17 protein-coding genes are annotated in these 18,594 nt (G+C 29.1%); 4 read left to right on the top strand and 13 right to left on the bottom strand.

Going from position 1 to position 18,594, the window contains the following annotated elements:
* Positions 1-4: 4 nt before the first annotated feature.
* The gene (locus L8Y18_RS06255; RefSeq protein ID WP_263676486.1) at positions 5-1,369 is read left to right on the top strand and encodes a nicotinate phosphoribosyltransferase; all 1,365 of its coding nucleotides are present in this window, start codon (positions 5-7) and stop codon (positions 1,367-1,369) included.
* On the opposite strand, the gene ispG is transcribed toward L8Y18_RS06255, so the two are convergent.
* The gene (ispG, locus tag L8Y18_RS06250; protein ID WP_263676484.1) at positions 1,366-2,430 is read right to left on the bottom strand and encodes a flavodoxin-dependent (E)-4-hydroxy-3-methylbut-2-enyl-diphosphate synthase; all 1,065 of its coding nucleotides are present in this window, start codon (positions 2,428-2,430) and stop codon (positions 1,366-1,368) included. The genes L8Y18_RS06255 and ispG overlap by 4 nt on opposite strands.
* 69 nt (positions 2,431-2,499) lie before the next feature.
* Between ispG and L8Y18_RS06245 the strand changes: the two genes are divergently transcribed.
* Both L8Y18_RS06245 and L8Y18_RS06240 read left to right on the top strand, forming a co-directional pair.
* The gene (locus tag L8Y18_RS06245) at positions 2,500-2,820 is read left to right on the top strand and encodes a hypothetical protein (protein WP_263676483.1); all 321 of its coding nucleotides are present in this window, start codon (positions 2,500-2,502) and stop codon (positions 2,818-2,820) included.
* A gap of 146 nt (positions 2,821-2,966) precedes the next feature.
* Positions 2,967-3,791, top strand: coding sequence for a DUF2972 domain-containing protein (locus tag L8Y18_RS06240; protein WP_263676482.1), 825 nt, complete (start codon positions 2,967-2,969; stop codon positions 3,789-3,791).
* On the opposite strand, the gene L8Y18_RS06235 is transcribed toward L8Y18_RS06240, so the two are convergent.
* Genes L8Y18_RS06235 through L8Y18_RS06220 form a run of 4 tightly spaced genes read right to left on the bottom strand, consistent with a single transcriptional unit; the run spans position 3,784 to position 6,555 of the window.
* Complete coding sequence (locus L8Y18_RS06235) at positions 3,784-5,628, bottom strand: primosomal protein N' (protein ID WP_263664846.1); 1,845 nt, start codon at positions 5,626-5,628, stop codon at positions 3,784-3,786. The genes L8Y18_RS06240 and L8Y18_RS06235 overlap by 8 nt on opposite strands.
* Positions 5,625-6,095 carry a type II secretion system protein gene (locus L8Y18_RS06230; RefSeq protein ID WP_263664845.1) on the bottom strand — a complete coding sequence of 157 codons (471 nt, stop codon included), beginning with the start codon at positions 6,093-6,095 and terminating at the stop codon, positions 5,625-5,627. The genes L8Y18_RS06235 and L8Y18_RS06230 overlap by 4 nt, the downstream gene beginning before the upstream one ends.
* Positions 6,096-6,335 (bottom strand): hypothetical protein, encoded by a 240-nt coding sequence (locus L8Y18_RS06225; protein WP_133319896.1) that lies wholly within the window; start codon positions 6,333-6,335, stop codon positions 6,096-6,098.
* Complete coding sequence (locus L8Y18_RS06220; protein WP_012661890.1) at positions 6,322-6,555, bottom strand: hypothetical protein; 234 nt, start codon at positions 6,553-6,555, stop codon at positions 6,322-6,324. Before L8Y18_RS06220 ends, L8Y18_RS06225 begins: the two co-directional genes overlap by 14 nt.
* A gap of 154 nt (positions 6,556-6,709) precedes the next feature.
* Between L8Y18_RS06220 and uvrB the strand changes: the two genes are divergently transcribed.
* Positions 6,710-8,683 (top strand): excinuclease ABC subunit UvrB, encoded by a 1,974-nt coding sequence (uvrB, locus tag L8Y18_RS06215; RefSeq protein WP_133319895.1) that lies wholly within the window; start codon positions 6,710-6,712, stop codon positions 8,681-8,683.
* Positions 8,684-8,699: 16 nt separating this feature from the next.
* On the opposite strand, the gene efp is transcribed toward uvrB, so the two are convergent.
* The 8 genes from efp to pheS are packed head-to-tail and all read right to left on the bottom strand — an operon-like array spanning position 8,700 to position 18,544.
* Positions 8,700-9,269 carry an elongation factor P gene (efp, locus tag L8Y18_RS06210; protein ID WP_039618934.1) on the bottom strand — a complete coding sequence of 190 codons (570 nt, stop codon included), beginning with the start codon at positions 9,267-9,269 and terminating at the stop codon, positions 8,700-8,702.
* A gap of 60 nt (positions 9,270-9,329) precedes the next feature.
* Positions 9,330-10,910: a phosphoglycerate dehydrogenase gene (serA, locus tag L8Y18_RS06205; protein WP_263676480.1), complete on the bottom strand. Its 1,581-nt coding sequence runs from the start codon at positions 10,908-10,910 to the stop codon at positions 9,330-9,332.
* Complete coding sequence (locus L8Y18_RS06200; protein ID WP_133319893.1) at positions 10,907-11,386, bottom strand: hypothetical protein; 480 nt, start codon at positions 11,384-11,386, stop codon at positions 10,907-10,909. The genes serA and L8Y18_RS06200 overlap by 4 nt, the downstream gene beginning before the upstream one ends.
* A gap of 6 nt (positions 11,387-11,392) precedes the next feature.
* Complete coding sequence (locus L8Y18_RS06195) at positions 11,393-13,060, bottom strand: 30S ribosomal protein S1 (protein ID WP_263664843.1); 1,668 nt, start codon at positions 13,058-13,060, stop codon at positions 11,393-11,395.
* 55 nt (positions 13,061-13,115) lie between these two features.
* Entirely contained in the window at positions 13,116-13,952 is an 837-nt protein-coding gene (locus L8Y18_RS06190; RefSeq protein ID WP_133319891.1) for a 4-hydroxy-3-methylbut-2-enyl diphosphate reductase, read from the bottom strand.
* A complete protein-coding gene (aroA, locus tag L8Y18_RS06185; protein ID WP_263666421.1) occupies positions 13,942-15,228 on the bottom strand; it encodes a 3-phosphoshikimate 1-carboxyvinyltransferase in 1,287 nt (428 codons plus the stop codon). The genes L8Y18_RS06190 and aroA overlap by 11 nt, the downstream gene beginning before the upstream one ends.
* Positions 15,225-17,555: a phenylalanine--tRNA ligase subunit beta gene (gene pheT, locus L8Y18_RS06180; RefSeq protein ID WP_263676479.1), complete on the bottom strand. Its 2,331-nt coding sequence runs from the start codon at positions 17,553-17,555 to the stop codon at positions 15,225-15,227. Before pheT ends, aroA begins: the two co-directional genes overlap by 4 nt.
* On the bottom strand, positions 17,552-18,544 hold the full coding sequence (gene pheS / locus L8Y18_RS06175) for a phenylalanine--tRNA ligase subunit alpha (protein ID WP_087699975.1): 993 nt from the start codon (positions 18,542-18,544) through the stop codon (positions 17,552-17,554). Before pheS ends, pheT begins: the two co-directional genes overlap by 4 nt.
* Between the last annotated feature and the right edge of the window lie 50 nt (positions 18,545-18,594).

Raw genomic sequence — 18,594 nt, 5'->3', positions numbered from 1 at the left:
TTATATGAATTCTTCATTATTATGTGATTTTTACGAACTAAATATGGCTTATGCTTATTTTAAACAAAATATGCATAAGCAGATTGTTTATTTTGAAGTTTTTTTTAGAAAAGTTCCTGATAGTGCTTCTTATGCTATTTTTTGTGGATTAGAGCAAATCATAAATCATATTAATCATTTTTCTTTCTCTAAAGATGACATAGATTTTTTGAAAAATACTAAAAAATTTGATGATGATTTTTTAAACTACCTTTTAACCTTAAAATTTAGTGGAGATATACTAAGTGTTAAAGAAGGTGAATGTATTTTTGCTAATACACCTTTAATGATCATCAAAGCACCTATAATAGAAGCTTTATTATTAGAAACTTTCATACTTTTAACTCTAAATCATCAATGTCTAATTGCCACTAAAGCTAACAGAATTGCTCAAATTACAAAAGAAAAATTACTCTTAGAATTTGGCTCTCGCAGAGCCCATGGAGAAAGCGCAGCTTTAAATGGTGCTAGAGCTGCTTTTATAGGTGGTTTTCATGCAAGTGCTTGTACTTTAGCTGGGAAAAAATTTAATATTCCTATTAGCGGAACTATGTCTCATGCTTGGGTACAAATGTTTGATGATGAGCTAAGTGCTTTTAGAGCATATTGTCAAATTTATAAAGATAATATAAGTCTTTTGATTGATACATATGATTATAAAAAAGGTATTGAAAATGCTATTTTAGTTTTTAATGAGTTAAATGCGCAAGATTCTATGCAAAATTATTCCATCCGTATTGACTCAGGAGATTTGCTGAAAATCTCTAAATATATTAGAAAAAAACTAGATCTTGCTAACTTAACAAAATGCAAAATCATAGCTAGTAATGCCTTAGATGAGTTCATCATAGAAAAATTACTAAAAAACAAAGCTCCGATCGATGCTTTTGGTATTGGAGAAAAGCTTATTACTTCAGCAAGCTCGCCTATTTTTGGAGCTGTTTATAAGCTTGTTGCATTAGAAAAAAACAATCAAATCATCCCTAAAATAAAAATCAGCGCAAGCTCAAGCAAAACAACCTTGCCACATTTTAAAAAACTCATAAGGTATTATAAAAACAATAAAGCAAGTTTTGATATTTTATATACACATAATGAGAGTATCAAAAATTATCAAGGTCATACATATAAAAATTTACATAAGCTTATTTTTAAAGATGGAAAATTAATCTATGGGCTTCCTAACTTGAAAAATATTCAAGAGTATCATAAAAAAAGTGTTGATAGTTTGGATTTTAAACTAAAAAAACTTCAAAATCCAAGTATTTATAAAGTAAAAATTTCTAAAAAATTACAAAATATGCAAAAAACTTACTTAGAAAAAAATTAATCTTTTTCTCTAAGTTTTACTTCATCTTCTACTTCAAGTAAAAATCTATCAACAAGCTCATCTTCTTTTAATTTTGCCACCACTTCACCATGTCTTATAACTAAACCTTGATTTTTTCCAAAAGCAATAGCCACATCAGCACCCTTAGCCTCACCCAAGGCATTTACAACACAACCCATAACACTTATATTTAATGGTTCTTTTATATGTTTAGTTTTTTCTTCTACTATCTTAATCGCTTTAATCAAATCGCTTTGAATTCTTCCACAAGTTGGGCATGAGATGATATTTACTCCACTCTTTTGCACTCCACTATCTTGCAAAATAGCCCTTGCTACCTTAATCTCTTCTTCAAGCTCCCCTGTCATAGAAACTCTCATTGTATCGCCTATACCTTTTAAAAGCAAATTTCCTAAGGCAATCGAACTTTTAACAGTACTATGAAATTTAGTTCCTGCTTCAGTAACCCCTAAATGAAACGGATAATCACAAAGTGGTCTTAGAGCTTCATAAGCTTTTATGGTATTTTGCACATCTGAAGTTTTCATAGAAATTTTAATGTCAAAAAAGTCTAAATCTTCTAGTAATTTTATATTATATAAAGCGCTCTCAAGCATAGCCTCTATATTATAACCATATTTATCGCTAAATTGCTTTTCTATAGAGCCATGATTTACCCCTATTCTAATAGGAATTTTTCTTTGTTTACAAGCTTGCACCACTTCTTTTATATTTTCTTTTGAGCCTATATTTCCCGGATTAATTCTCACCCCATCGATAAATTCAGCACAAAAAACTGCTAGCTTATGATTAAAATGTATATCCACTATTAAAGGCAAGGGACTTTTTGCTTTGATTTCTTTTAAAGCTCTTGCATCTGCCATGTCCAAACAAGCTAAACGCACTATATTTGCACCGGTAAAATAAAGCCTATTAAGTTGCTCTAAACAACCTTCAATATCTCTTGTTTTAGTAAAAAGCATGGATTGCACAGAAATAGGTGCATCACCACCTATTAAAACATCGCCTACTTTTATTTGTCTTGTTTTATATCTTGTCATTATAAAATCACTCTAAAAATATTTTTATATAATTTTAATAATTTAATCTAAAAATATCAAGGATTTAATATGAAAAATTTACTTAATTTTTTATCAGCTCATTTAGATAGCAAAAAAGCAAATTTTTTATTAAATTCACTCAAAACCAATCAAGATTATTTTTTTCAAAAATTTATACTAGATAATATAAATCATATTACAGCTTGGCTTAATAGTGACGATTTTAAACAATATGAAAATAAGACTTATCCACCATTAGTAAATCCAAAAAATATCGATATAGAACCTAGTGATTATTGCACAAAACTTGCTTGGAAACTAAACATACCTCTAGAAAATGCTAAATTTATCTATATTTCCCCTCATGGTGTTGGCGCTGCTGCTTTTTAACACTACTCAATGAAGCATGCAATGTTTATTGCTCTGCTTCTTGGGTATCTCCAAACAACGGATATTACAGATATAATTTAAATTTTAAATCACTTCTTCAATACTCTCAAACAGCTATTAATATATCCGAGACAAATATTTTAGATTTGGATAAATATTTAAATTTAATTAGTTGTGATATACCTATACTAATTCAAACACGAGATCCCATATCTTTATTAAAACATTCATATGGAAGAGATTGGAGTAAAGTTCAAAGAAACTATAATCAAAATTTTAACTTAAATTTTAACTACCAAGAATATATTAATTTTTTAAAACCAAACAAAACTTACATGAAAGATGATTTTGAAAATTTACTAGAAAATACTTTTATAATACATACTCTACTTAATAAAATTAACACAAACAATATTACTTATATAGATATGTGTGACTTAAACGAAAAGAAGGCTTATAATACTTTTATTAACTTGGCAGATAAATTTGATTTTACCCCCCCCCATAATGATGAAAATCTTTTTAAAAGAAAAGAATTTAGAGGTTATATAAGATATTTGCTTCCTTTAATTTTTCAAGTAGATTATGAAATAAAATTAATTATTAATAGATATCATATAAGCAACGAGCAAATAAATATTTTTTCCTACATTAGCAATAATGATCTTAAAAATAACATTGGCATTTATATCGATAAAAATAAAATATCTAAATTTTTAAATCATAAAAATTATGCAAGAATCAAACAATATTTATCCAATTTTTTAGATGCAATCAAAGAAATTGTTGACTACACAGAAACAAATCTTATGAAAGAAGATGAAGTATTAGACTATCTCAAGAAAAACAAAACAGCAAGGCTAAAACTCAAAGATATATTAGATAAAGAACTGATACATATTAAAAATTTCCGCCCTGATATTGTGAAATCATGGAAATATTACCAAGAATTTGAAAAATTCTTTAACTAAAATCAACCGGATCTATATCGCAAGTAATATTTTTAAAATTTAAAGCAAAGTGCTCAAATTTTACAAGTTCTTGATGAGTATTAGCGCGCAATAATACATAAAAACGCCATTTTTTATTTAGCATTTCAATGCCACAAGCACCATGGCCTACTAATTGCACTTGTTTTAATTCTTGAACTTTATTAGCTATAAATTCACATAAATTTAAAGCTTTGTTTTTATCCTCATCTTCAATAATTAGCCTTAAAAGTCTTTTAAATGGGGGATAAAGCTCATTTCTGGCATTTAATTCATCTTTTAAAAAACTATCATAATCTTGTATATATTTTTCAAAAAAAGATCTATTTTTAGTTTGTAAAAGTACCCTACCCTCACCCTTTCGACCTGCACGACCTGCTACTTGCATAGCAAGAGCCAAAGTCTCTTCCAAAGCTTTAAAATTAGGTCTGAATAAATACTCATCAAGACCTAAAATCACACTCAAATCCACATTGTGATAATCATGTCCTTTAGCAAGCATAGAAGTGCCTACTAAAATATCAATTTTTTCTTGATTAAAATCTTTTAAAACCATATCAAGCTTTTTTACACTGCTAATCTCATCACTATCAAATCTTTTTATGATGGGATTAAACTCAGCTAATTCTCTTTCTAAAAGCTCACAAAGCTCTGCTGTGCCCATTTTTTTAGCTTCAAGCATAACTCCATTGCAGGTTGGACAAGTTTGATCAATTTCTTTAGTAAAATTGCAATAATGGCATTTTAATGCATTTTTATTTTTGTGCAAACTCAAAGCAATAGAACAAAAAGGGCATTTAATGGTATTAGCACATTCTTTACATAAAATTTGTCTAAAATTTGCCCTTGTAGGTAAAAATATCACAGCTTGCTTTTTATTTCTTAAGCTAATTTTTAATTCTAAAAGTAATTTTGATGAAACACTAAGCTCGCTCTCATCATATAAAAACTGCTTTTTGCTTTCAAAAAAGGTTCCTTTAAGTCTAAAACAAGGATGTTTATAGTAACTTACAACACTTGGAGTAGCCGAACCTAAAAGAACTTTTATATGCATTTTTTTTGCTACAAATAAAGCCAAATCTCTTGCATTGATTTTTGGATTATTAGAAGCTTTATAAGAATTATCATGCTCTTCATCAATAATAATCAAACCCAAATTCTTAAAAGGTAAAAACAAAGCCGATCTAGCTCCCACCACCAAAAGAGCTTTTGAATTTGTTAAATCTTGCAAATATTCTTGCTTTTTTTTCTTAGTAATTTTAGAATGCCACAAGAAAAAATACTCGCCAAAATACACTCTTAATCTTTTTTGCATTTGCGGAGTTAGAGCGATTTCTGGCATTAAAAGCAAAACTTGCTTTCCTTGCTCTAGATATTCTTTTATCAAGCTAATATAAATTTCAGTTTTACCACTTCCTGTATCGCCAAATAATAAACTAGTTTGTTTAGTTTTTATAAATTCCAAAGCCTCTTGCTGGTTTTTACTTAAACTAGGTGCTTTTTCTATATGAATTTTTTGATTTTTATACTCTTTAATGCTTTCAAACATACCCAAAACAAAAGCTATTTTACTAGCATAATAATAAGCAATAAATTGAGCAAGTTCGTATTGGTATTGCGTTAGTTTAAAATCTGTTTTTTCTTTTATAGCTTGGGTTTTAAAATCGGGCTTTGAACATTTTTGTAAAATTATAGCTTTGAGATTTTTTTTCCTTGCAAGATCAACTATCACTTCATCTAAAATTTCAATTTCTTCTTCACTTTCATAAATTAAGGTATCTAAATAATATCCTTTTATAGCAAGTTGATAAAAATTCAAAACCCATAATCCTTACAATTTAAACTCACACATTCTAAAAAAACTTTTTCACTATTATAAGAAAAATCTATGTAATTTTTAGCATTTATAAAAAATCTATATTGAGTACTTGCTATTTTCATCCATGATTTTTTACTTGAAACAATTGGCTTATCCAATACACTATATGTACAATGATTTGTTTTTTTGTAATTTTGCAAACTATCACAAAAAAATAATTTTTGATTTTCACTATTTATCAAAGCTTCATCTAAAATGGCTGGAAAATCCTTACTTTTTTTAAATAAAAACTGATTTTTGAGTAAAGCCAAAGAAGCATTGATGAGCTCTACCTCACTTTTTACTTGGATAAGTTTAGCATCATTTTTTCCAAAAGAAAAATACGGATAAGCAATTGTGCTAAGAATAGCAATAATCATCATACAAAAAATAAGCTCTACTAAAGTAAAAGCTTTTTTTACTTGCATTTATTGTATTTCTTCATCGATAGTGTTTATAAGTTTGTTGAGTTCTTTTTTTAAGATATAATTTTCATAGCTAAGTTTTACAAAAGCATTAATGAAATTTGCAAGTTCTATCTTACCTGTGCCTCCAGAAATTAAAGCAATTTCATCTTCAAGATGATTTGCAAATTCATTACTGCATGTTACAACAAAGTCTTTCGCATAGACATTGATTGTAACTTTTCTTTGATTATTGTTTGCCAAGAACTGCCTCTATTTTTTTGATCACATCTTCACTTTCAATATTTTTATTTTTAAGCTCTTCTTCCAAACGCGCAATTTGATTGTTTTTAGCTTCATTTTGTGCTTTTACGCTCACTAATTCATTTCTTAAATTTTCATTTATTTCACATACTTCATTATATTTAGCCAAAAGCTCATTTACTTTATCTGTCATTGTGTTGATTATTCTTTCATCATACATAATTTTTTGCCTTTATTGATTTTATATTTTAGAGTATTTTAAACACATATTGTAACAAAAAAAAATTTAATTTTGCATAGCTTTTTGTTTTAAAATTTAAATTTTTAGAAAAAATTTTGTGTAAAATTAGTAAAAATACAAGTTAGGAAAAATTATGTTTGAACTTACTAGCGAATTTAAGCCAAGCCCTGATCAAAAGCAAGCTATTGATGGTATAGTAAAAAGCATTAAAGCAGGCAATAAATACCAAACCTTGCTAGGTGTTACAGGTAGTGGAAAAACTTTCACTATGGCAAATATCATTAAAAACTTAAATATGCCTACTCTTATCATGAGCCACAATAAAAGCTTATGCGCGCAACTTTATAGTGAATTTAAAGGCTTTTTTGCAAATAATCATGTGGAGTATTTTATAAGCTATTATGATTATTATCAACCCGAGGCTTATATACCAAGAACCGATGTTTTTATAGAAAAAGACAGCTCTACTAATGAAGACTTAGAAAGATTAAGACTAAGCGCAAGTGCTTCGCTTTTAAGTTATGATGATGTTATTTGCATAGCTAGTGTTTCAGCAAATTATGGTTTGGGAAATCCAAGTGAGTATGTGGGTATGGTTTTGATTTTAGAGCTTAATATGCAAATAAATCAAAAAGAACTTTTAAAAAAACTTGTAGATATGGGTTATAAACGCAATGATAATTTCTTTGACAGAGCTGATTTTAGAGTCAATGGAGATATAGTAGATATATATCCGGCTTATTATGAGGATGAAGCTATTAGACTTGAATTTTTTGGCGATGAACTTGAGGCGATGTATCATTATAATATCTTAGAAAATAAAAAAGGTAAAGACTTAAAAAAATTTATACTTTATCCAACTAGTCAATTTAGCGTAGGTGAAGCTAGACTTAAAGAGGCTATAAAAGGTATAAAAGCTGAATTAAATAAACGCCTTGCTTATTTTGAAAATGAAAATAAACTCGTAGAAGCACAAAGACTAAAACAAAGGGTAGAATTTGACCTTGAAATGCTTCAAAGTACTGGCATGTGCAAAGGAGTTGAAAATTATGCCTTGCATTTAACAGGGCTTAAGAGTGGCGATACACCTTATACGCTTTTTGATTATTTTGCTATTAAAAATCAAGATTTTTTAGTCATTGTAGATGAATCTCATGTATCTTTACCACAATTTCGCGGAATGTTTGCAGGGGATAGAAGCAGAAAGCAAACTTTGGTTGATTATGGTTTTCGCTTGCCAAGTGCCTTAGATAATAGACCTTTGATGTTTGATGAATTTATTAATAAAAATTGTAAATTTTTATTTGTTTCAGCCACACCTGCACCTTTAGAACTAGAATTAAGCAAAGAAAATATTTTTTATCAAATCATGCGTCCAACAGGGCTTTTAGATCCTAAAATAGAAATCAAAGATAGTGAAAATCAAGTAGAAATTTTATACGATGAAGCTAAAAAAGTTATAGAGCGTAATGAAAGAGTTTTAATAACCGTTTTAACTAAAAAAATGGCTGAAGAGCTTAGTAAATACTACTTGGAACTTGGCTTAAAAGTAAAATACATGCACTCAGAAATTGATGCAATTGAGCGCAATGAAATCATCCGTGGCTTAAGAAGTGGTGCTTTTGATATTTTAATCGGGATTAATCTTTTAAGAGAAGGACTTGATTTACCTGAAGTTTCCCTTATAGCGATTATGGATGCAGACAAGGAAGGCTTTTTAAGAAGCACCACTGCACTCATTCAAACGATGGGACGCGCGGCTAGAAATGTCAATGGAAAAGTATTGCTTTTTGCTAAAAAAATCACAAAATCTATGCAAGAAGCTATCGATACTACCAATGAAAGAAGAACCCTACAAGAAGCTTATAATAAAAAGCACAACATCACACCAACCTCAGTAAAAAGAAACATAGAAGAAAGTTTAAAACATGAGCTTGAACAAGGAGAAATTTATCGTAAAGGCAAAGAACTTGAAAAAATGCCTGCGAAAGAACGCGCTAAAATAGTAAAAGAATTAAGAAAACAAATGCTAGAAGCAGCTAAAAATCTTGAGTTTGAGAAAGCGGCAATGCTTAGAGATGAAATTAATAAATTAAGAACTTTATAATCCCTTAAATAAGGGATTATTTATTTGCTCTTTCTATATACTCTCCACGCACAGTATCAACGCGGATTACTTCCCCTTCTAATACATGGAAAGGAATTTGCACTACTGCACCTGTTTCTAAAGTAGCTGGTTTTTTGTTTGAGCCTTGAGTATCGCCTTTAAAATTTGGTGCCGTTTCAATAATTTTAAGTTCCATTACTTGAGGTACTTCCACACCAATTGCTTTTCCATTGTGAAATAAAACATCTACCATGGTTCCATCAAGCATCCATTTTTTAGCTTCACCCACATCTTCATCGCTAATTGCAACTTGCTCATAAGTTTGGGTATCCATAAATTGACAATTTTCACCATCATCGTATAGATATTGCATTTGTTTTTCTTCTAAATTTGGAGATTCACATTTATCCCCTGCATGGAAAGTTTTTTCCAAAACCTTACCATCGATAAAAGATTTAATTTTAATACGAACAAAAGCAGGACCTTTTCCTGGTTTTACATGTTGATATTCTACGATTTTAAAAGGAATACCATCAATTTCTATTTTTAAACCTTTTTTTAAATCTCCCATTCCATAAGAAGCCATATATTTTCCTTAATTTTAAAATTAAAAAATAATTGTAACAATTAAGGCTTATAAAAAGCCTTAAATTTCTGCATATTCTGCAAAAATACAAGCATCAATAGCTCTTAATTCCTCAAGCAAAGCTTTTGAAATTTTTGTATCAAGCAAAATTACAGCCAAAGCTTTTCCAAAGCCATTTCTACCAAGTCTAAAATCAGCTATATTGACATTATTTTTGGCTAAAATTCCGCTAACATTAGCAATAACTCCTGGTATGTCATTGTTATTTAAAATTATCATTTTCCCTTTTGGTTTAAAATCTACATCAAAACCATTTAATTCTACTATTCTTTGTTCATTTTCACCAAAAATAGTTCCTGAAATAGAAAGGTTAGAATTATCTGTAATTACTTTTATAGTGATTTTATTACTATAACCACTACTTGGTAGAATACAAGAAGAAAGTTCTACGCCCTTATCTTTAGCTACAAAATGTGCGTTAATATAATTAATATTCTCACCTAAAATACCTCTTAAAACACTCACTGTTGCAAAAGTTAATAAAGACTCATTATACTCGCTAATTTGTCCTTCACTCTCAAGTTTAATAGCCTTAATAGGAGTTTTATCAAGCTGAGCAGCCAAAAAGCCCATTTTGGAAATAAGCTCAATATAAGGTGCTACAAAACTTGGTAAATCTTCAGTTTTAATCGGTAAATTTAAAGCATTAGGATAAGAAATTCCTCTTGCAGCATTTAAAGCTTGCTCGCATGCTTGGATAGCGATATTTTCTTGACTTTCTAAAGTGTTTGCACCAAGATGAGAAGTAACAGAAACATTTTCAAAGTCTAAAAATGGATGATTAGTTGCTGGTTCTTTATTAAACACATCGATACCAAGCCAAGCTATTTTACCACTTTTTAAACCTTCACACAATGCATCTTCATTATAAAGACCACCTCTGGCACAATTTATCAATCTTACCCCATCTTTCATTTTAGAAATTTCTTCAAAAGAAATCATATCTGTTGTTTCTTTTGTTTTTGGCGTATGTATAGTAATAAAATCACTTTGAGTTAAAATTGTATCTAAAGAATTCACACACTCTATACCCAAATCAGTCATTTTAGAAGCTACCACATAAGGATCATAAGCTATAACTTTCATACCAAAAGCTTTTGCACGTACAGCCACTCTTGAACCTATATTACCAAAACCTATAACTCCTAAAGTTTTATTCATAAGTTCAACACCATACCACTTTTCTCTTTCCCATTTTCTTTGTATTTTTAAAAAATTATGAGCATTTACAAAAGATCTTGCAGAGCATAATAAATGATTCATAGTAAGCTCAACTGCTGCTATGGTATTAGCCGTTGGTACATTCATTACTATAATGCCTTTTTTAGAGCATTCATCTATATCAACATTATCAACCCCAACGCCTGCTCTAACTAAAGCTTTTAAATTAGAACATGCATTAATAAATTTCAAATCCACATCCGTTGAACTTCTAGTAATAGCAACATCTACATCATTTAATTTTGTTAAAAGTTCATCTTTAGGTAAATGTGCTGCTTCGATAAGCTCAACATCATCAGCTTTTCTTAAAAGTTCTACGCCTTTGTCTAATATCGCATCACATACAATAATTTTTTTCATAACCAAACCTCCTTTAATTTTGCATTTATGTTGTAAATTTTTAATTTGTCGATCAGTGTATTTAATACTTTTTCATTATTTGTATCTAAATAAATTGCCACTTCATCTTTACTCTGTGTTAAAGTGTATTTGATAAAAAAAGAATGCAGAGTTTGCTTTAAACAAAACATAGAATAAACATCATTTTTATTTACATCGAGCATATAAAATTTTTGTTTTGGCTTTACTACAGAATCATCCATATTAAAACTCATATAAAATTCATTTGCTGCTGGAGAAAAATCATTGATTTTAATATTTGAAAGTTTATCTTGCCAAGTTTGTGGTAACTCTTTTTTTATTTCATCAAAAGAATATTTAACATTTTGTGAGATAGGTAAATTCCCAATATCTACATATCTCACCATAAAAATAAAAGCAATAAATAAAATTAGGCTTAAAAAACCTAAAATACCATAAAGGGTATATTTTTTCATTTTTTATTATAAAAGTTGATCTTTGATAATATCACCTAAAGTTACTTTGTCATTATCATTGATTTCATTTAACGCTTCTCTTTCTTTCATTCTTGCAAGGCTTTTTACGCTTAAACGAATTCTATTTTTCTTTTCATCAATGAAAACAATCAAAGCTTCTATTGTATCACCTACTTTTAAACTTGAAAAATCAATATTACCTAAATCCTCTTTATGAATAAGCGCATCAACGCCTTCTTCAAGCTCTACAAAAACTCCAAAATCTTTAATATCTCTAATTTTACCAGAAATAACATCATTTACTTGGTGTTTTTGAGCATAAACTTGAACAGGACTTTTTTGTAATTCTTTAGTACTTAAAGAAATTTTTTGATTTTCTTTATCTAGTTTAATGATTTTAACTTCTACAACATCACCAACTTTATACATATCTTTACATTTATCACTTCTATTCCAAGAAGCATCTTCATTATGCAACAAACCTTCTAAATTAGCAATTTTTATAAAGGCACCAAAATTAGTCACGGAAGTAACACTGCCTTTTAGCACATCACCTACTTTATATGATTTTAAAAACTCATCAAAAGGTTTTGCTAATAAATTTTTTAAAGAAACTCTAAGTCTTCTTTCTTTAGCATTAATTTCAATCACTTCCACATCAAGCTCTTGACCTTCGTTAATATAATCTTTTGGATTTTTAGCATTTTTATCCCAAGAAATTTCACTTATATGTAAAAATCCTTCTATATCATTTCCTAAATCTACAAAAGCACCATATGGTTCTATATTTGAAACCGTAACTTTAATAGTATCACCAACTTCTAAACCATCTTTAATTTCATCCCAAGGATCAGGCATGGCAAGTTTTATAGATAAAGAAAGATGTTTTTTATCTTTATCATATTTAATCACTTTTACAGGAACTTTATCACCTTCATTATACAACGAACTAGGATTTACTGGTCCTTTATAAGAAATTTCGCTATAATGAACTAAACCATCAACACCACCTACATCAACAAACATACCGTAAGTAGTGATTTTTTTAACAACACCTTCTATAATTTCTTCTTGATTTAATACATTTGAAATAATTTCTTTGCGTTTTTTTCTTTCCTCATCTACTATTTTTTTTCTAGAAACTACTATACTCTGAGCTTCTTTATCTATTTTTATAATTTTAACTTTAAAAGTTTTATTGATAATATTATTTGAATCTTTAAAACTGCTTTGTGATTTTGGTAGGAAAAACTCCACTCCATTTTCATCCACAGCTACAAAGCCACCTCTATTTTTACCAATGATTTTTACATCAAATATACTTTCATCATCTTTATAATTGTTAATAAATTCTTTAACTTTTTGTTTTCTTAAAGCTTTTTTATGAGAAAGTAAAGATCTGCCACCGCGAGAACCTACTATAGCAACTTCTAATGTATCACCTTCCTTGAAGATAAATTCGCCTTTTTCGTTTTGAATTTCTTCTGCTACTAAAATACCTTCTGATTTTTGTCCTACATTTACAAATACCTCATCGCATTTAATCGCGACAATTATACCTTGTGTAGTTGCCTCCTCATCAGACTTAAAAGATTCTTCAAGCATTTGCTCAAAATCTTCTTCTATGATAATATCCTCTAGTCTGTTTTGAACTTTTTTGTTCACCTCGCTCATTGTGGTCCTTTGTTTTAAATTTTAATTGTTGATTATAGTATTGTTTTCTTTAAACTTAGTTAATTTTGGCGTATTCTTTGATTTTTTCCAAAACCAAATCAATCACCCAATCAGGTGTAGAAGCACCCGCACTAATGCCACATTTTTCTTTACCGCTAAACCATTCTTTCTGAATTTCTTTTTCATTTTCGATTAAATAACTATCTTCACAATAGTTTTTTGCTATCAAAAAAAGCTGTTTAGTATTGGCTGAGTTCTTCCCTCCAACTATTATCATTACATCACTTTTTTTAGCAAGTTCATTGATTGCTTCTTGATTTTTAAAAGTCGCATCACATATTGTATTAAAAACACGCACTTCCTTAACCCTAAGCATTAAAAAATTTACAATTTCCATAAATTTTTCTATCTTTTTTGTAGTTTGTGATACTACTGCAATTTTAGAAGGCAATTTAATATCAAGCAATTCTTTTTCATCAAGCACTACATAAGCTTTAGTACTTACATAACTTCTAACCCCTTTTACTTCAGGATGATTTTCATCCCCAAAAATAACAACTTCATAACCTTCATTGCTCATTTGTTCACAAATTTTTTGAGGTTTAGTCACAAAAGGACATGTAGCATCAAAAATTTCTATATCTTTTTGCTTTAATTTTTCTAAATCTTGCTTTGTAATACCATGGGTTCTAATAATGGCTTTTTTTTCTGCGTTTAATTCATTGATATCATTTAATGTTTTAACATTATAATTTTTCCAAAGTCTTGTGATTTCTTCATTATTATGAATTAAAGGTCCTATAGTAGCTGCATCTTTAATCTGCTCGGCTTTTTTAATAGCTCTTTTTACTCCAAAACAAAATCCATAACTTTTTGCTAATTCAATCTCCAATCTTAGCTCCTATTTGCTTTAAAATCTCAATAAAATTTGGAAAAGAAGTTTTGATGCATTCACTATCATCTACTTCCATTCCACATCTTAAACCTAAAATTAAAAAACTCATCGCAATTCTATGATCTCCAAAGCTTTCTATTTTAGCATTTTTAACTTCGCCGCCTTCTACTTCAAAGCCATCTTCAAATTCTTTTACTTTTATGCCACATTTTTGCAAATTTAATACAATTGATTTGATTCTATCACTTTCTTTTACGCGCAATTCTTTAGCATTTTTTATAATGCTTTTTCCTTTTGCACAAGCAAAAGCTATAGCCAAAGCTGGAATTTCATCAATCAACCATGCGATATTTTCACTCACATTTACCGCCTTTAAAGGCGTACTTTCAACACAAATTTCTCCAATACTTTCAAAATCTTCATTAGTAATATTATAAGTGATCTTTGCACCCATTTTTTCTAAAATTTTAAAGGCTTCAATGCGTGTTTTATTTAACAAAACATTTTTTAAGACTACTTTTGAATGAGGTAAAATACAAGCAGCTAAGGCAAAGTAAAAGGCTGATGATGGATCATTTGGTACACATACTTCAAATGCTTTTAATTTTTCTTTTAAAGGATTGATTTTGATAAAAGTTTTATCCTCATTTAAATACTCAATGCAAGCTCCCATTTTATTAAGCATAATCTCACTATGATCTCTTGAAAGCTCAACTTCTTTAAAATAACTTTCTTTTTTGGCAAATAAAGCTGCTAAAATTAAAGCTGATTTTACTTGAGCTGAAGCAATATTACTACTAAAGTCAAAACCATCTAACTTAGCCCCTTGTATGCAAATAGGCGCTAAATTTGCATTAGCTCTTCCAAAAATCTTAGCTCCTAAACTCATCAAAGGCCCACTCACTCGCTTCATTGGCCTAGCATTTAAATAACAATCTCCACTAAGAACAAAAAATTCATCTTCAATAGCACTTAAAAAACCTATTAAAAGTCTCATAGCTGTACCTGAATTTCCACAATCTAAAACGCAATTTGGAGATTTTATATATTTTGGAGCTTTAATATAAATTAATCCATCAATTTCTTCAACTTCAGCTCCTAAAGCTTGAATGATTGCTAAAGTATGTAAAGTGTCTTGTGCTTTTAGATAATTTTTAATCTTACAAGTTCCTTGAGTAAGCAAAGAAAAAATAGCAAAGCGATGAGATATAGACTTATCAGAAGCTATATCTTCAAGCTCTACTTTAAAAGAATCAATAGGACTTATCTTCATCGAAGTTTTAAACCATGCTCATCATCTAAAGCTTTGATGATTTTATCAATATATTCAAGGATAATATTATCTTCTAAAGTTTTTTCAAAATCTCTAAATACCAAATTAATAGTCAAGCTATAAAAATCGCCTAAATTTTCATCTGTATATAAATCTACCACTCTAAAGCTTTCTAATCTTTCGATATTTAATTTAGCAATAGTGTGTTTGATTTTTTCATATTCAAAACCCTTAGGTATTACTATACTTAAATCCCTGCTCATAGATGGAAATTTAGAATATGCTTTAGCGGTTTTAAAGTCTTGTTTTAAGCCTTCCAAATCAAGCTCACAAATATAAGTTTTAACCAAATCCCTTTCATTTTCTATACTTAAATGTACTCTACCTACAAAACCTATACGCTTGCCATTTTTATATACATTTGCTTGTTCATATGGGCTTAAAAATGCATATTCTGATTTTTGTAAACTAAACTCACCTATAATGCTTTTTAATTCTGCTAAAAAGGTATAAAAATCTACCAAAACAGGTTTGGCCTTATTTGTGATTTTAGCTTCTTCTTTGTAACCACTAAAGATCATCGCAAATTTAGCATGCTCGTTTGAAAACTCATCAAAAACACTACCACACTCAAAAAGCTTGATTTTCTTTTTTGAATTTCTTAGATTAAAGCTTACTGCATTTAAAAGATGATTTATTAAAGTACTTCTTAAAGTATTAAGTTCGTTAGTAATAGGATTAATGAGTTTGTTTTTAATACATTTAAATCCTAGCTGACTTAATTCTTCTTCATTATCCAAAACATAATGCACACTTTCAAAATATCCATTATTACTTGCTTTTAATCTTAAATTTTTAAGCTCTTGATAATCAAAATATACTTGATTTAAGCGATTTTTTTCTCTAAATTCTAAAGCTTTTGATGGGATATTATCAATACCGATAATTCTTACTATTTCTTCACTAATATCAGCTATATTTACTATATCACTACGGTGAAGTGGAATTTTAATATTAAATTGTTCATCATTTACCACACTTATTTCAAAGCCTAGTTTTCTAAGAATTTTGACTAAATTATTTTTATCTATAGGCATACCAATGATTTTATCAACCTCTGCACCAAAAATCCCAATAATATTTGCTTCATTTTCTTTAAAAACTTGTTGGCTTCCTGAAAAAACACTCATTGCACTAATTTTTAAGCACTCATTAAATAAATACTCCATTCCCAAAGAAAGCTTAGGCTCACTGCCTCTTAAAGAACGATATATAGTATCATTTTTCTTTTTATAAAAGGCTATTGCATTTGCTATAGTTTGAGGATGAGTATAGTTTGCTTCTATAATGATGATTTTACTCTCATCATTAATTTTAAATTTATCTTCTTGCTCTATACCTGCTAAAGCAATCAACTCATCTTTATAATAAACCCCATACTCTCCATGCTCTTGAGTTTTAATCTCTAAAACAATCTTTTCATCAATTTGACAATCTTGACAAAGCTTATGAAAATCATAAGCACAAAAAATCACTCCACTTGCATGAGTTGCATAAGTTAAAAGATTTTCTATGTTGTTATTTTTATATGCTTCAATCAAAGCAAGACGAATTTGTATCGTGATATTTAACTTAAATTCTTCTTTAATCTCTAGTGCCTTATAAGCAAAAAATCCTTCAACATCACTTTGATTTTTAACACTTAGTATTCTTCCTATACCTACGCTATTTTCACTTTCTTTTAAAGGGTTTAATTCTTTTAAATTTAAATCAAGTGCTGCACTTAAATCTCTAGCAACACCATATAAACTCAAGCAATCCCCGCGATTTGGAGTAAGTTCTATTTCAATTAATTCATCATTAAACAAATCATATTCATTAAGAGCTTTTCCTAAAACTAACTCTCCCATACTTTCATCTAAAACCATAATGCCTTCATTACTTTTTCCAAAACCAAGCTCACTAGAAGAGCAAATCATACCCATAGATTCAACCCCTCTAAGTTTGGCAGGTTTTATCTCAAGTCCGCTAGGAAGCACTGCACCTACTAAAGATACGGCTACAAATTGATCTTTATCAACATTTTTTGCACCACAAACAATTTGTAAGATTTCATTCCCAACATCTACTTTACAAATATTCAATTTATCTGAATTTTCATGTTTAACTTTTTCTAAAACCTTACCTATTACAACTTTTTGGGGAGCTTTAACACTTTTGAAACTATCAACCTCTAATCCTATGGAATTTAAAGTATTTACTATAGTTTGTGTTGATATTTCACTTAAATCAATCCATTCATTTAACCAATTTCTACTAATAATCATCTAAATTGCTCCAATAATCTTAAATCACCTTCAAACATAGAACGCAAATCAGGAATTTTATGTAAAAGCATAGCAAAACGCTCCACACCCAAACCAAAAGCATAACCACTTACATTTTTATAACCAACAAATTTATAAACATTAGGGTCAACAACGCCACATCCTAAAACTTCAAGCCATCCTGTTTGCTTACAAACCCTACATCCACAACCTTTACAAAACACACAAGAAATATCTACTTCAGCAGATGGCTCTGTAAAAGGAAAAAAGCTTGGTCTAAAACGCACTTTTACATCGCCAAACATATGTTTTAAAAAATGCTCTAGCATATCTTTTAAATTTGCAAAATTTACCTTATCGCCTTCTTCTACCACAAGTCCTTCTACTTGATGAAACATAGGGGTATGAGTAATATCAAAATCTCTTCTAAAAACTGCACCTGGTGCTATCATTCTAATAGGTGGTTTTTGAGATAGCATAGTTCTAATTTGAACTGGAGAAGTTTGAGATCTAAGCAAGGTTTTATCTTCAAAATAAAAAGTATCTTGCATATCTCTTGCAGGATGATTTTGTGGTAAATTCAATGCTTCAAAATTATGAAAATCATCCTCGATCAAAGGCCCTTTTTCTATACTGAAATTTAAAGCTGTAAAATATTCTATGATTTTATCCATAGTTTGCATGATTGGGTGCAAAGCACCTGCATTTGAAGTTTCATCAAAAAAGCTAAAATCTTGCACATCTTGTTTCATTTTTTCATTTAAAGCTTTTTCTTCTAATTCTTTTAATTTTATTTGATAAGCCTCATTAAATTCATCTCTTGTTTTATTTAAACCATTGGCAAATTCTTTTTTTTCTTCACCTTGCAAATCTTTTAACTTTGCAAATTCTAAAGTCAAAATACCCTTTTTTCCTAAAACACTTACTTTTATATTTTCAAGCTCTGCTAAAGTATTTACAGAAGCAATTTTTTCTATCATATCTTGCAATTTTAGCTCCAACTAAATTTTTTTTAAACATTCTAATGTAAAATTATTTA

Origin of the sequence: Campylobacter sp. CNRCH_2007_0968H (genome assembly GCF_025773245.1) — a bacterium.
Lineage (GTDB): Bacteria > Campylobacterota > Campylobacteria > Campylobacterales > Campylobacteraceae > Campylobacter_D > Campylobacter_D lari_D.
The sequence above is the reverse complement of the archived record's forward strand: the minus strand, read 5'-3'. Positions and strand labels throughout refer to the sequence as shown.